At 40.1% G+C, this 15188-nt stretch carries 10 protein-coding genes and 1 other annotated feature; all 10 genes read right to left on the bottom strand.

Translation table 11 applies throughout. From position 1 onward, the window contains the following. Window positions 1–197: 197 nt before the first annotated feature. The 10 genes from tuf to rplA all read right to left on the bottom strand — a co-directional run bounded on the left by tuf (window position 198) and on the right by rplA (window position 15136). On the bottom strand, window positions 198–1388 hold the full coding sequence (tuf, locus tag MOC86_RS10435; RefSeq protein ID WP_268584123.1) for an elongation factor Tu: 1191 nt from the start codon (window positions 1386–1388) through the stop codon (window positions 198–200). A 120-nt stretch (window positions 1389–1508) separates the two neighbouring features. Further along, a complete protein-coding gene (gene fusA / locus MOC86_RS10430; RefSeq protein WP_268584122.1) occupies window positions 1509–3587 on the bottom strand; it encodes an elongation factor G in 2079 nt (692 codons plus the stop codon). A gap of 53 nt (window positions 3588–3640) precedes the next feature. Beyond that, window positions 3641–4111, bottom strand: coding sequence for a 30S ribosomal protein S7 (gene rpsG / locus MOC86_RS10425; protein WP_019394074.1), 471 nt, complete (start codon window positions 4109–4111; stop codon window positions 3641–3643). A gap of 39 nt (window positions 4112–4150) precedes the next feature. Then, on the bottom strand, window positions 4151–4564 hold the full coding sequence (rpsL, locus tag MOC86_RS10420; RefSeq protein WP_019394075.1) for a 30S ribosomal protein S12: 414 nt from the start codon (window positions 4562–4564) through the stop codon (window positions 4151–4153). 437 nt (window positions 4565–5001) lie between these two features. Further along, entirely contained in the window at window positions 5002–8595 is a 3594-nt protein-coding gene (gene rpoC, locus MOC86_RS10415; protein ID WP_243515926.1) for a DNA-directed RNA polymerase subunit beta', read from the bottom strand. A gap of 44 nt (window positions 8596–8639) precedes the next feature. Next, window positions 8640–12206, bottom strand: coding sequence for a DNA-directed RNA polymerase subunit beta (gene rpoB / locus MOC86_RS10410; protein WP_268584120.1), 3567 nt, complete (start codon window positions 12204–12206; stop codon window positions 8640–8642). A 227-nt stretch (window positions 12207–12433) separates the two neighbouring features. Then, window positions 12434–13057 carry a class I SAM-dependent methyltransferase gene (locus MOC86_RS10405; RefSeq protein WP_268584119.1) on the bottom strand — a complete coding sequence of 208 codons (624 nt, stop codon included), beginning with the start codon at window positions 13055–13057 and terminating at the stop codon, window positions 12434–12436. 211 nt (window positions 13058–13268) lie between these two features. Next, window positions 13269–13631, bottom strand: coding sequence for a 50S ribosomal protein L7/L12 (rplL, locus tag MOC86_RS10400; protein WP_243515932.1), 363 nt, complete (start codon window positions 13629–13631; stop codon window positions 13269–13271). A gap of 53 nt (window positions 13632–13684) precedes the next feature. Continuing rightward, the gene (gene rplJ, locus MOC86_RS10395) at window positions 13685–14185 is read right to left on the bottom strand and encodes a 50S ribosomal protein L10 (RefSeq protein WP_268584118.1); all 501 of its coding nucleotides are present in this window, start codon (window positions 14183–14185) and stop codon (window positions 13685–13687) included. Window positions 14186–14235: 50 nt separating this feature from the next. Further along, window positions 14236–14390: a sequence feature (ribosomal protein L10 leader region), on the bottom strand. Window positions 14391–14437: 47 nt separating this feature from the next. After that, window positions 14438–15136 (bottom strand): 50S ribosomal protein L1, encoded by a 699-nt coding sequence (gene rplA, locus MOC86_RS10390; protein ID WP_040056359.1) that lies wholly within the window; start codon window positions 15134–15136, stop codon window positions 14438–14440. Window positions 15137–15188: the final 52 nt, after the last annotated feature.

Genomic DNA, 15188 nt, shown 5'->3' with positions numbered 1-15188 from the left:
GCAAGACTTTTTTTATATGTTTTCGGTCTCTTACACTTTTTCTATTATACATACGTTAGCCTATCAATTCAAGTAATGAAAGAAGAAATATAAAAGGAATTACCTGTAAAATTAGTTTTCTTCTATTTATATAGTAGAAACAAGGTATAAACATAAAAAAAAGACGAGCTTTAAAGCTCGTCTTTTTATATTATCGATTACTCGATGATTGTTGAAACAACGCCTGATCCAACAGTACGTCCGCCTTCACGGATAGAGAAGCGAGTACCTTCTTCGATCGCGATTGTTGAGATAAGCTCAACAGTCATTTCAGTGTTGTCTCCAGGCATAACCATTTCTACGCCTTCTGGAAGAACAACGATACCAGTTACGTCAGTTGTACGGAAGTAGAACTGAGGACGGTAGTTAGAGAAGAATGGAGTATGACGTCCACCTTCGTCTTTAGAAAGAACATAAACTTCTGATTTGAACTTTTTGTGTGGAGTGATAGTACCTGGTTTAGCAAGTACTTGACCACGTTGGATATCTTCACGAGCAACCCCACGAAGAAGAGCACCAATGTTGTCTCCAGCTTCAGCATAGTCAAGAAGCTTACGGAACATTTCTACACCTGTAACTGTAGTCTTTTTGTTTTCTTCTTGAAGACCGATGATTTCAACTTCGTCACCGACTTTAACTTGTCCACGCTCAACACGTCCAGTAGCAACTGTACCACGACCAGTGATTGAGAATACGTCCTCAACTGGCATCATGAATGGTTTTTCAGTGTCACGCTCTGGAGTTGGGATGTAGCTATCAACAGCATCCATAAGTTCGAAGATTTTAGCTTCGTAGTCAGCGTCTCCTTCAAGAGCTCTAAGAGCTGAACCTTTGATTACTGGTACATCGTCACCAGGGAAGTCGTATTCAGAAAGAAGGTCACGTACTTCCATTTCTACTAATTCAAGAAGCTCTTCGTCGTCTACCATGTCACATTTGTTTAAGAATACAACGATGTATGGTACACCTACGTTACGAGAAAGAAGGATATGCTCACGAGTTTGTGGCATTGGGCCATCAGCAGCAGATACTACTAGGATAGCTCCGTCCATTTGTGCAGCACCAGTGATCATGTTTTTAACATAGTCAGCATGTCCTGGGCAGTCAACGTGTGCATAGTGACGAGTTTCAGTTTCATACTCAACGTGTGCAGTTGAGATTGTGATTCCACGCTCGCGCTCTTCTGGAGCACCGTCGATTTGATCGTATGCCATTGCAGTACCAGTACCAGATTTCTTATGAAGTACTGTAGAAATAGCAGCAGTTAGAGTTGTTTTACCATGGTCAACGTGACCAATTGTGCCGATATTAGCATGTGTTTTGGAACGGTCGAATTTTTCTTTACCCATTCTAAAATCCTCCTTAAGTATATAAGATCTATTTTTTCATATGGAATGCCGTGAAAGGGAGGATGCTCCACTTTCACAGCCTACATAAGTAGTTATACTTGAATAAAGCGTGAAAATCAATTATTCACCTTTATTTTTTTTGATGATTTCTTCAGCAAGTGATTTTGGAATCTCTTCGTAGTGATCGAAGTGCATTGTGTAAGTTCCGCGACCTTGAGTGTTTGAACGTAATGCAGTTGCATAACCAAACATCTCAGCAAGAGGTACGAATGCACGTACAACTTGAGCTGGTCCGCGAGCTTCCATACCTTCAACGCGTCCACGACGAGAAGTAACATCACCCATGATGTCTCCCATATATTCTTCAGGGATAACAACTTCAACTTTCATTAAAGGCTCAAGAATTACTGGACTACATTTTGAAGCAGCGTTTTTAAGTGCCATTGAAGCGGCAATTTTGAACGCCATTTCATTTGAATCCACATCATGGTAAGAACCATCATAAAGCTTCGCCTTAATGTCAATTAGAGGGTATCCAGCAACAACACCATTATCTAATGCATCTTCAAGACCTGCTTGAACTGCTGGAATGTACTCACGAGGTACAACCCCACCGACAACTGCATTTTCAAATTCAAATCCAGCGCCTTCTTCGTTTGGTGAGAATTCGATCCAAACGTGACCATATTGACCACGACCACCAGACTGACGTACGAATTTTCCTTCTACTTGAGCAGAACTGCGGAAAGTTTCACGATAAGCTACTTGTGGAGCACCAACGTTAGCTTCTACTTTGAATTCACGTTTCATACGATCAACAAGAATATCAAGGTGAAGCTCACCCATACCAGAGATGATTGTTTGACCAGTCTCATTATCAGTACGAGTACGGAATGTTGGATCTTCCTCAGCAAGCTTAGCAAGAGCTGTACCCATTTTATCTTGGTCAGCTTTTGATTTAGGCTCGATAGCTACGTGGATAACTGGCTCTGGGAATTCCATAGACTCAAGAATAACAAGATTCTTTTCGTCACATAGAGTATCACCAGTTGACGTATCTTTAAGACCTACTGCACCAGCGATATCTCCAGCGTAAACTGTTGAGATTTCTTCGCGGTGGTTTGCGTGCATTTGTAGGATACGACCTACACGCTCACGCTTATCTTTTGTTGAGTTCTTAACGTAAGAACCTGAGTTCAATGTTCCAGAGTATACGCGGAAGAACGTTAGTTTTCCAACGTAAGGGTCTGTCATAACTTTGAACGCAAGCGCTGAGAATGGCGCCTCATCAGAAGATTCACGTGTTACTTCTTCCTCAGTACCAGGTACAGTACCTGTGATCGCTGGTACATCAGTTGGAGCTGGAAGGTAGTCGATTACTGCATCAAGCATTAATTGAACACCTTTGTTTTTGAAGGCAGAACCACAGATAACTGGGTAGAATTCAACGTCACAAGTTCCTTGACGGATTGCAGCTTTTAATTCATCAGTTGTTAGTTCTTCACCTTCTAGATACTTCATCATTAGCTCTTCGTCAAGATCTGCAACTGCTTCAACAAGGCTAGCACGATATTCATCAGCTTGCTCTTTGTATTCTTCAGGGATCTCACGGTCTTCAGTACGAGTACCTAGGTCATCTGCATAGAAATAAGCTTTCATTTCTACTAAGTCGATGATACCTTCGAATGCATCTTCAGCACCAATTGGAAGTTGGATAGGATGCGCATTTGCACCTAAACGATCTTTCAAAGTACCTACAGAATATAGGAAGTCCGCGCCTAGTTTATCCATTTTGTTAACGAATACTACACGTGGAACTCCATAAGTAGTAGCCTGACGCCAAACTGTTTCAGTTTGTGGCTCTACTCCAGATTGTGCGTCAAGAACAGCTACCGCACCATCAAGTACACGAAGAGAACGTTCAACTTCAACAGTGAAGTCTACGTGTCCTGGAGTATCGATGATGTTTACACGGTTACCTTTCCATTGAGCTGTTGTCGCAGCAGAAGTGATCGTGATACCACGTTCTTGCTCCTGCTCCATCCAGTCCATTTGTGAAGCTCCTTCATGAGTTTCACCGATTTTGTGGATACGACCAGTGTAAAAAAGGATACGCTCGGTAGTTGTTGTTTTTCCGGCATCAATATGTGCCATGATACCAATATTACGAGTATTTTCTAAGGAGAACTCTCTTGCCATCTTGGTACTTCTCCTTCCTTTTTTTAAGAATGGTTTTTATAATAGTAAAAATCTTACCAACGATAATGAGCAAATGCTTTGTTAGCTTCTGCCATTTTGTGTACATCTTCACGCTTCTTAACAGCAGCACCAGTGTTGTTAGCTGCATCTAAGATTTCGTTAGCTAAACGCTCTTCCATAGTTTTTTCACCACGAAGACGAGCGTAGTTCACTAACCAGCGAAGACCTAAAGTTGTACGACGCTCTGGGCGAACCTCAACTGGTACTTGATAGTTAGAACCACCTACACGACGAGCTCTAACTTCTAGTACAGGCATGATGTTTTTAAGTGCTTCATCGAACACTTCCATAGCATCTTTACCTGAACGTTCTTTGATAAGGTCGAAAGAGTTATAAAGGATAGCTTCAGCTTTTCCTTTTTTACCGTCTAACATAACCTTATTGATTAAACGAGTTACAAGTTTAGAATTATAAATTGGATCTGGTAATACGTCACGTTTTGCAACAGGACCTTTACGAGGCATTATAGTTCCTCCTTTCACTGAGGTTTAGTTATAGTTAAATTATTTTTTAGGACGTTTAGTACCGTATTTAGAACGGCCTTGCATACGACCATCAACACCAGCTGTGTCAAGCGCACCACGAACGATGTGGTAACGTACCCCTGGTAAGTCTTTTACACGACCGCCACGGATTAACACTACGCTATGCTCTTGTAAGTTATGACCGATACCAGGAATGTAAGCAGTAACCTCGATACCGTTTGTTAAACGAACACGTGCATATTTACGAAGAGCCGAGTTCGGTTTCTTCGGTGTCATTGTACCTACACGAGTACAAACACCACGTTTTTGTGGTGAAGAAAGGTTAGTTTGAGCTTTTTTGAAGCTGTTGTAACCTTTGTTTAATGCTGGAGAATCTGATTTTTGAACTTTGTTAGTACGACCTTTACGTACTAATTGGTTAATTGTAGGCATTGTTTTTCCTCCTTTCATCTTTTTTCAAGCCCACTCATCCAGGTGGTTCATTTAAAAGTAAAAACAAAGTTCTTGAAATTTTCATTTCAAAAACGTTTCACTACATTATGGCAACAGATGCTGTTCCATCAATGGGGCCCACAAGTCTTTTTCACTTTTCACTGAGTCAACATAGAAAAGAGCGACATTGTTTCTAATTACTAACTTTAAAGAGATCTTTAAAGTAGCGATTACAATATCGTTGACTATACCATCTTTGGAAAGCAAGAGCTGTTTGCTTCGTTCCTACAATGATATCTGAGCCTAACATACTTCTATAAAATAAAAGTAGTAGGTTACTGATAGGAGCACCTTTTGTATAGTATCATTCTCCCGGGGGGATGTCAACAAAATCTCGTAAGTTTTTTGTGACATCCCTTTGGGAAAAAATGATTACATTAATCTACAGTAATAAACTCAGCGTCTTGAGCTGGTTTTGGCGTTGTTTGACGATAACGTGTCATCCCTGTACCAGCTGGCACAAGCTTACCGATGATAACATTTTCTTTCAAGCCAAGAAGCTCATCGCGCTTACCTTTGATTGCTGCGTCTGTAAGAACACGTGTTGTTTCTTGGAATGATGCAGCAGAAAGGAACGAGTCTGTTTCAAGAGATGCTTTTGTAATACCAAGCAATACAGGTTGACCTGTTGCAGGGCGTTTGCCTTCAAGCAATACTTTTTCATTGGCATCTGTAAATTGGTGAATATCAAGTAATGACCCAGGAAGAACAGTTGTATCTCCAGAATCCATTACACGCACTTTACGAAGCATTTGGCGAACCATAACTTCAACGTGCTTATCTCCAATTTCTACCCCTTGCATACGGTATACTTTTTGCACTTCTTTTAATAGATATTCTTGAACAGCCATAAGGTCTTTCACTTTTAGTAACTCTTTAGGGTCTACAGAACCTTCTGTTAGTTCTTGACCTTGAAGAACATATTGTCCGTCAGTTACTTTTAAGCGAGCATTATATGGTGCTGTATATGTTTTAGATTCAATGCTACCTTGAATTGTAATTTCCTGCTGGCGGTCGCGGATTTCACGGATGTTTGTTACTGTACCGTCAATTTCAGAAATCATCGCTTGACCTTTAGGATTACGTGCTTCAAATAGCTCTTGGATACGAGGTAAACCTTGAGTGATATCGTCTCCGGCAACCCCACCTGTATGGAATGTACGCATTGTTAACTGTGTACCAGGCTCCCCAATAGACTGGGCAGCGATAATACCAACAGCTTCACCAACTTCAACTTGTGAACCTGTAGCTAAGTTGCGACCATAACATTTTTTACATACGCCGTGGCGTGTATTACAAGTGAACGCAGAACGGATCCAAACCTCTTCGATACCTGCTTCAACAATTGCTTTAGACATATCTTCTGTAATTAGATCGTTTTCGCGAGCCATTACTTCGCCTGTTTCAGGATGCTTAATTGTTTTTCTAGAATAACGACCAATTAAGCGCTCTTCAAGGCTCTCGATTTCTTCTGTTCCTTCCTTAATAGAACGAATAAGAAGTCCACGATCTGTGCCACAGTCGTCATCACGAACGATAACATCTTGAGCAACGTCAACAAGACGACGAGTAAGGTAACCTGAATCGGCTGTTTTAAGAGCTGTATCGGCAAGACCTTTACGAGCTCCGTGTGTAGAGATAAAGTATTCTAATACCGTTAATCCTTCACGGAAACTAGATTTGATTGGTAACTCAATGATACGTCCAGATGGGTTGGCCATCAATCCACGCATACCTGCAAGCTGCGTAAAGTTAGATGCGTTACCACGGGCTCCAGAGTCACTCATCATGAAGATTGAGTTGCTTCGATCAAGAGTTGCCATTAGTTTTCCTTGGATTACGTCTTTCGCTTCACTCCAAATAGAGATTACGCGTTCATAACGTTCTTCTTCTGTAATAAGACCGCGTTTGAACTGTTTTAGAACTTTATCTACTTTATGTTGAGCTTCTTCAAGAATCTCTTGTTTTTCACCTAATACTACGATGTCAGCTACACCGACTGTAATACCGGCTTTTGTAGAATATTTAAAGCCTAGATCTTTCATACGGTCTAACATACGAGACGTTTCCGTAATTTTGAAACGTTTAAAGATCTCAGCAATAATATTTCCAAGAATCTTCTTGTTGAACGGATCAACAGCATCTAATGATTCAATATATTCACGTACGTTTGCACCTTTATCAACGAAATATCTCTTCGGTGTTTCGTTTTCAAGATTGAATCTTGTTGGTTCGTTGATGTAAGGGAACGAATCAGGCAAAATTTCGTTGAATACTAGCTTACCTACTGTTGTAACAAGAAGCTGATTTCTTTGTTCTTCAGTGAACGTTTGGTTGTCTAAAGAACTAGCTTGAACAGCTACACGTGTATGAAGGTGAACATAACCATTTTGGTACGCAAGAATGGCTTCATTTGAATCTTTGAAAGTCATTCCTTCTCCAACAGCGCCAACACGCTCCATTGTTAGATAGTAGTTACCTAATACCATATCCTGAGACGGCGTAACAACTGGTTTTCCGTCTTTCGGGTTTAAGATATTTTGGGCAGCCAGCATTAGAATGCGTGCCTCAGCTTGTGCTTCTGCAGAAAGTGGTACGTGGACCGCCATTTGGTCACCGTCAAAGTCTGCATTATAAGCTGTACATACTAATGGATGAAGACGAATTGCTCTACCTTCTACTAGAGTTGGTTCAAATGCTTGAATACCAAGTCTATGAAGTGTAGGTGCACGGTTTAGAAGAACTGGATGTTCTTTAATAACCGATTCTAAAACGTCCCATACTTCAGATTGAACGCGTTCAATTTTGCGTTTTGCACTCTTGATGTTATGAGCTAAGCCACGAGCAACAAGCTCTTTCATTACAAATGGCTTGAATAACTCAAGAGCCATTTCTTTTGGTAAACCACATTGGTACATTTTTAAGTTAGGACCTACAACGATAACGGAACGACCAGAGTAGTCAACACGTTTTCCAAGTAAGTTTTGACGGAAACGACCTTGTTTACCTTTTAGCATATGTGAAAGTGATTTTAAAGGACGGTTACCAGGTCCTGTAACAGGACGGCCACGACGACCATTATCAATCAACGCATCAACAGCTTCTTGTAACATACGCTTTTCGTTTTGAACGATGATGCTTGGAGCACCAAGGTCTAAAAGACGCTTCAAGCGATTGTTACGGTTAATTACACGACGATATAAATCGTTTAAGTCAGATGTCGCAAAACGACCACCGTCTAATTGAACCATTGGACGTAATTCTGGTGGAATAACAGGTAGGACATCAAGGATCATCCAATCTGTATGGTTTCCAGAGTTACGGAATGCTTCCAATACTTCTAGACGTTTGATTGCTCTAGTGCGACGTTGACCTTGTGCAGTTTTTAGTTCTTCTTTAAGAAGTTCAACTTCTTTATTTAAGTCAATGTCTTGAAGAATTTTTTTAACAGCTTCTGCACCCATTGCAGCCTGGAACGTTTGACCATACTTCTCACGATATGCACGGTATTCTTTCTCAGAAAGAAGCTGTTTCTTTTCAAGTGGTGTATCTCCTGTATCTGTTACAACGTAAGAAGCGAAATAAATAATCTCTTCTAAGGCACGTGGAGACATGTCTAATACAAGACCCATACGACTTGGAATTCCTTTGAAATACCAAATGTGTGAAACTGGGGCTGCAAGCTCGATATGTCCCATACGCTCGCGTCGAACTTTAGCACGAGTTACTTCTACACCACAACGGTCACATACAACGCCTTTATAACGAACGCGTTTATATTTTCCGCAATGGCATTCCCAGTCCTTTTGAGGACCGAAAATGCGCTCGCAGAAGAGACCATCTTTTTCAGGTTTTAATGTACGATAGTTAATTGTTTCAGGTTTTTTAACCTCACCGTAAGACCATGAACGGATTTTATCAGGTGAAGCAAGACCAATTTTCATATACTCAAAGTTATTTACATCTAACAAGGGGCCTACCTCCCTCTTAGTCTACAGGTTTTCCCTTATTGCCTCTACTCTTTTATGACAGGGTCTTTTTGCAGCTGTGCCTGTGCTTCTGGCTGAGCATCATTCATGATAGCTTCATTTGGTTGATCTTGATCATCCTCTGAATCCATGAAATCAATCTCTTTTTCATCGCCAGATAGAATTTTAACGTCCATACCTAAGCTTTGAAGCTCTTTAATTAATACTTTAAATGATTCTGGTACGCCAGGTTCTGGAACGTTTTCGCCTTTAACGATGGCTTCATATGTTTTAACACGACCAACAACGTCGTCTGATTTAACTGTTAAGATTTCTTGAAGTGTATAAGCAGCACCATATGCTTCAAGTGCCCATACTTCCATCTCACCAAAACGCTGTCCACCAAACTGAGCTTTACCTCCAAGTGGCTGTTGCGTAACAAGTGAATATGGTCCAGTTGAACGAGCATGAAGTTTATCATCAACCATGTGCGCAAGTTTGATCATATACATGACACCAACAGATACGCGGTTGTCGAACGGATCTCCTGTACGGCCGTCATAAAGAACTGTCTTCGCATCACGAGCCATACCTGCTTCTTCAATTGTTGCCCAAACATCTTCCTCACGTGCTCCATCAAATACAGGAGTTGCAACATGAATGCCAAGTTGACGAGCAGCCATACCAAGATGAAGCTCTAATACCTGACCGATGTTCATACGAGATGGTACCCCTAATGGATTTAACATGATATCAATTGGTGTTCCATCTGGTAAATATGGCATATCCTCTTCAGGTAGAATGCGTGAGATAACACCTTTGTTACCATGTCGTCCCGCCATTTTATCCCCTTCAGAGATTTTACGTTTTTGAACGATGTACGCGCGAACAAGTTGGTTTACTCCCGGTGGAAGTTCGTCACCATCTTCACGGTTAAACACTTTCACGTCTAACACAATTCCGCCTCCACCATGTGGAACACGAAGTGAAGTATCGCGTACTTCGCGTGCTTTTTCACCGAAGATTGCATGTAATAGACGTTCTTCTGCTGTTAATTCTGTTACACCTTTTGGCGTTACTTTACCAACAAGTAGATCTCCATCTTTTACTTCAGCACCAACGCGAATGATTCCACGCTCGTCGAGATTACGAAGTGCATCTTCACCAACGTTTGGAATGTCACGTGTAATTTCTTCAGGTCCAAGCTTTGTATCACGAGACTCTGACTCATATTCTTCAATATGAACAGACGTATAAACATCATCTTTTACAAGACGTTCGCTCATGATGATTGCATCCTCATAGTTGTAACCATCCCATGTCATGAAACCAACAAGAACGTTGCGTCCAAGAGCAAGCTCACCTTTGTCCATTGAAGGACCATCAGCAAGAATCTCACCTTTTTTCACTTCATCCCCAACAGAAACAATAGGGCGTTGGTTATAACATGTTCCTTGGTTAGAACGAATGAATTTCAGCATATTATATTTATCAAGGTCACCTTTTGTCATTTGGCCGTCTACTTCTTCGTAACGACGTACCCAAACGTGTTTTGCTTCAACGCGCTCTACAACACCTGGGTGTTTACAAATAACAGCTGCACCAGAGTCTTTACCAGATACATACTCCATACCTGTTCCAACGATCGGTGCTTCTGGTTTAAGCAATGGTACTGCTTGACGTTGCATGTTCGCTCCCATTAGAGCACGGTTAGAGTCATCGTTTTCTAAGAATGGGATACAAGCTGTTGCAGCAGATACTACTTGCTTAGGTGATACATCCATATAGTCAATGCGATCACGTTTCATTACGGTGTTTTCTCCGCGGAAACGAGATACGATTTCTTCATCTAAAAATTCACCTTCGTCACCAAGACGAGCATTTGCTTGTGCAACTACATAGTTATCTTCTTCGTCTGCTGTAAGGTAATCAATTCTGTCAGTGACTTTTCCTGTTTCAGGATCAACACGACGGTACGGAGTTTCAATAAATCCGAATTTGTTTACTTTTGCATAAGAAGATAATGAGTTGATAAGCCCGATGTTTGGACCCTCTGGCGTCTCAATCGGACACATACGACCATAGTGAGAGTAGTGAACGTCACGCACTTCGAAACCAGCACGCTCACGTGTTAAACCACCAGGTCCTAATGCAGAAAGACGACGTTTGTGAGTTAACTCACCTAATGGGTTTGTTTGGTCCATGAACTGTGAAAGCTGAGAGCTTCCAAAGAACTCTTTAATTGATGCAATAACCGGACGAATGTTAATTAATTGTTGCGGCGTAATTGCATTTGTATCTTGAATTGACATTCTCTCACGCACAACGCGCTCCATACGAGAAAGACCAATGCGGAATTGGTTTTGCAGCAATTCTCCAACTGAACGTAGACGACGGTTTCCTAAGTGGTCAATATCGTCTGTTCCTCCAACTTGGTGAAGAAGGTTGAAGAAATAGCTTATAGAAGCCAAGATATCAGCAGGCGTAATGTTTTTAACACTCTCATCTATGAAAGTATTACCTAAAACATTAATAACTTTCTCACCTTCTGCGTCTCCTGGTGCATAGATTTTGATAGACTGAAGAGATACTTCTTCTTCAAGAACTCCGCCTACTGGCTCATGAGTCTGGAAGTTTACGCCGCCTTCTAGCATTGGTAAAATGCGATCAAGTGTACGACGATCAATGATAGTATCTTTTTCAACAAGAATCTCACCTGTTTCAGGATCAACAAGCGTTTCTGCTAGACGTTGATTGAACAAACGATTCTTGATGTGAAGCTTCTTATTAATCTTGTAACGTCCAACATTTGCTAAATCATAGCGTTTTGGATCGAAGAAACGAGAAACTAATAGAGTTTTAGCATTTTCTACTGTTGGAGGCTCTCCAGGACGTAGACGCTCATAGATCTCTAATAGAGCTTTCTCTGTGTTTTCTGTATTGTCTTTTTCAAGCGTGTTTCGTAGATATTCATTATCTCCGAGTAAATCAATGATTTCTTGATCAGTTCCAAATCCAAGCGCACGTAAAAGCACAGTAACTGGCAGTTTACGTGTGCGGTCGATACGTACATAAACAACGTCTTTTGCGTCTGTTTCGTACTCTAACCAAGCTCCACGGTTTGGAATAACAGTAGCGGTATAGCCTTTCTTACCGTTTTTGTCTACTTTTCCACTGAAATACACGCTAGGAGAACGAACAAGCTGAGAAACGATAACACGTTCAGCACCATTGATGACAAACGTACCTGTTTCTGTCATAAGAGGAAAATCTCCCATGAACACTTCTTGGTCTTTTACTTCTCCTGTTTCTTTATGAATCAAACGTACTTTTACACGTAAAGGTGCAGAATACGTTACATCACGTTCTTTTGCTTCCTCTACGGAATACTTTGGTTCACCTAAGCTGTAGTCGATAAACTCTAAAGATAGGCTACCTGTAAAGTCCTCAATTGGAGAAATATCCTGGAACATTTCTCTTAAACCCTCATCAAGAAACCATTGATAAGAAGAGGTTTGAATTTCAATGAGGTTTGGTAATTCTAAAACTTCACTGATACGAGCATAACTTCTACGTTGGCGGTGGCGTCCATACTGAACTAGTTGACCTGTCAACTGATTCACCCCTCAAATCAAGCGTTATTATTGAAACTTTTAATGATAAAAAGGTAACAATACCTATCATTAAACAAAAGAAAAAATGGTTTCTTCATTAAAAAACCACAATTTCGTTAAAACGTACTATTGATTTTATTAGCTTTTCCATACAAACTAAAATTATACCTTTTTAGGTATAATTTTTTTATTAAGATGGAATAATTACATATTGGCATTTTATAATGTTAACACATCGAAAAATCAGTGTCAAATTTTTTTGCACGAATAATATAATAACCTTTTTTCTTTGTTTCTACCAAAACTTCAGAAAATAACTCTTCTAATTTTTCAAGTGCAGAAGGAGCTCCTTGCTTTTTCTGAATAACAACCCAAAGCTCACCATTTTCTTTTAATCGAGTTGATGCCCCTTCAAGGATTTCATGAACAACCTTTTTCCCTGCTCGAATAGGCGGGTTTGTCAAAATAGCTGCATATTGATCTGATGAAACATTTTCATATGCTGAACTTTTGAAGATGTTCACATTCTCAACATCGTTGCTTTTTGCATTTTCACTTGAAAGCTCCAATGCTCGCTCATTTACATCAACCATATCTACTTTACGATTGGGCCATTGTTTAGCTAAAGATAATCCGATTGGGCCATACCCACATCCAACATCAAGAAAATCCCCTTGTACTTCTGGTTCTTCAAATGTTTCAATAAGCAAGCGAGAACCAAAATCGACTTCCTTCTTCGAAAATACACCATGATCTGTTGTAAATTTAAAATGATGATTACGAAGCGTGAAAGAAAAATTTTGTCGATCGCTTTGAGCAGAAGGGTTTGATGAAAAATAGTGCTCTGTCATTTTACGTAGCTCCTCCTCACTTCCATAATACTGTAACTTTTTTCATTATACAAAAGAATGAGCCTAATGTGAAATGCTCGCTTTTTAAGAAAGTCAAAAGAGGCCGTTCACGACGAGCCCCTTTGTCCTTAAACATAAAGATAAGCGAGGTTTCTAAGAAAACCTCGCTTATCTTCTATTATAACATTAAGCGTATGCTGTAATGTTTAAATTATTTAACTTCTACAGAAGCGCCAACTTCTTCAAGTTTAGCTTTAAGCTCGTCAGCTTCCTCTTGAGAAACGCCTTCTTTAAGAGCTTTTGGAGTGTTGTCAACAAGTTCTTTAGCTTCTTTTAAGCCAAGACCAGTGATTTCACGTACTACTTTGATAACTTTGATTTTTTGTCCGCCAGCACCAGCAAGTACTACGTCAAATTCAGTTTTCTCAGCAGCAGCGTCTCCGCCAGCACCACCAGCTACAGCTACAGGAGCAGCAGCAGTTACACCGAATTCTTCTTCAATTGCTTTTACTAGGTCGTTAAGTTCAAGAACTGTCATTTCTTTAATAGCATCGATAATTTGTTCTTTAGACATTTGAAAGTCCTCCTCATTGGATTATAATTTAGTTTTAAAACCGTTAGCTATAATTAAGCGCCTTGCTCTTCTTTTTGATCTGCAACAGCTTTAGTTGCAAGAGCGAAGTTACGAGCTGGAGCTTGAAGTACGCTAAGAAGCATAGAAAGTAAGCCATCACGAGATGGAAGAGTTGCGATTGCTTTAATTTCTTCAACTGAAGCAATGTTCCCTTCAAGAACGCCCGCTTTAATTTCAAGAGCTTCATTTTCTTTCGCGAATGCATGTAAAACTTTAGCTGGTGCAATAACATCCTCATTAGAGAAAGCAATTGCGTTTGGTCCAGTTAATGCATCGTTAAGCTCAGTTAACTCAGCTTTTTCTACCGCACGGCGAGTTAAAGTATTTTTGAATACTTTGAATTCTACGCCAGCATCACGTAGGTTTTTACGAAGTTCTGTTACTTGAGATACGTTTAGTCCACGGTAGTCAACAATGATTGTTGATTTACTATTTTTAAACTTATCAGCAATTTCGTCTACGATCACTTTCTTTTGTTCGATAGCACTGCTCATTTTTACACCTCCCGGAAATTTCGATATGCACATTTATGCCTTTTAAAAGGTGCAACATAAGAAGACCCTCTATGTGATAAATAAGACATAGAGGGTTTTCTAAAACGAGCGTACAGACGTGCAACGCTGCTTTATATCATACACCTCGGTAGGAAATTAAGCTTTAGTAAGCACCTACTGTCTTTGGCAATAATGTTTAATTTTAAGACAAGGTAAATTATATTAAATGACTGTTAGAAAGTCAATACCTTATTATTTAATTCCAAAAGATGCCGTATCAACTTTTACACCAGGGCCCATTGTAGAAGCTACAGCTAGGTTCTTGATGTAAGTTCCTTTTGAAGAAGCAGGTTTAACTTTAAGCATTGTTTCATAAAGTGCTGTAAAGTTTTCAACAAGCTTGTTATCTTCAAATGATACTTTACCAATTGGTACATGAATGTTACCAGCTTTATCAACGCGGTATTCAACTTTACCAGCTTTGATTTCGTTGATTGCTTTTTCAACGTCGAATGTTACTGTACCAGTTTTAGGGTTTGGCATTAAACCTTTTGGTCCTAATACGCGACCAAGTTTACCAACTTCACCCATCATGTCCGGAGTAGCTACAACTACGTCAAAATCAAACCAACCTTGTTGGATTTTGTTGATGTAATCAGAATCGCCAACGAAGTCAGCTCCAGCAGCTTCTGCTTCTTTTGCTTTCTCACCTTTAGCGAATACTAATACACGTTGAGTTTTACCAGTACCATGTGGTAAAACTAAAGCGCCACGGATTTGTTGATCAGCTTTCTTAGGATCTACTCCTAAACGAAATGCTGTTTCAACTGTTGCGTCGAAATTTACTGTGCTTGTTTTTTTGATCAGTTCAATTGCTTCTTTAACATCATAAGCAACTGTACGATCTACTAACTTAGAAGCTTCTAAGTACTTTTTACCTTTTTTAGCCATTTTAAATTTCCTCCTTATGTGGTTTTAGCGGAATAACCTCCCACGAATAAAG

This window comes from Priestia endophytica, assembly GCF_026790145.1.
Lineage (GTDB): Bacteria > Bacillota > Bacilli > Bacillales > Bacillaceae_H > Bacillus_I > Bacillus_I endophytica_A.
Note: the sequence above shows the minus strand (reverse complement) of the source record. Positions and strands in the feature narration are given on the sequence as shown.

Excerpts from the sequence above, each read along its gene's own strand:
- rplJ (WP_268584118.1), bottom strand. The coding sequence starts at position 14,185 with ATGAGCAGTGCTATCGAACAAAAGAAAGTGATCGTAGACGAAATTGCT.
- rpsL (WP_019394075.1), bottom strand. The coding sequence starts at position 4,564 with ATGCCTACAATTAACCAATTAGTACGTAAAGGTCGTACTAACAAAGTT.
- rplA (WP_040056359.1), bottom strand. The coding sequence starts at position 15,136 with ATGGCTAAAAAAGGTAAAAAGTACTTAGAAGCTTCTAAGTTAGTAGAT.
- rplL (WP_243515932.1), bottom strand. The coding sequence starts at position 13,631 with ATGTCTAAAGAACAAATTATCGATGCTATTAAAGAAATGACAGTTCTT.
- rpsG (WP_019394074.1), bottom strand. The coding sequence starts at position 4,111 with ATGCCTCGTAAAGGTCCTGTTGCAAAACGTGACGTATTACCAGATCCA.
- MOC86_RS10405 (WP_268584119.1), bottom strand. The coding sequence starts at position 13,057 with ATGACAGAGCACTATTTTTCATCAAACCCTTCTGCTCAAAGCGATCGA.
- tuf (WP_268584123.1), bottom strand. The coding sequence starts at position 1,388 with ATGGGTAAAGAAAAATTCGACCGTTCCAAAACACATGCTAATATCGGC.
- fusA (WP_268584122.1), bottom strand. The coding sequence starts at position 3,587 with ATGGCAAGAGAGTTCTCCTTAGAAAATACTCGTAATATTGGTATCATG.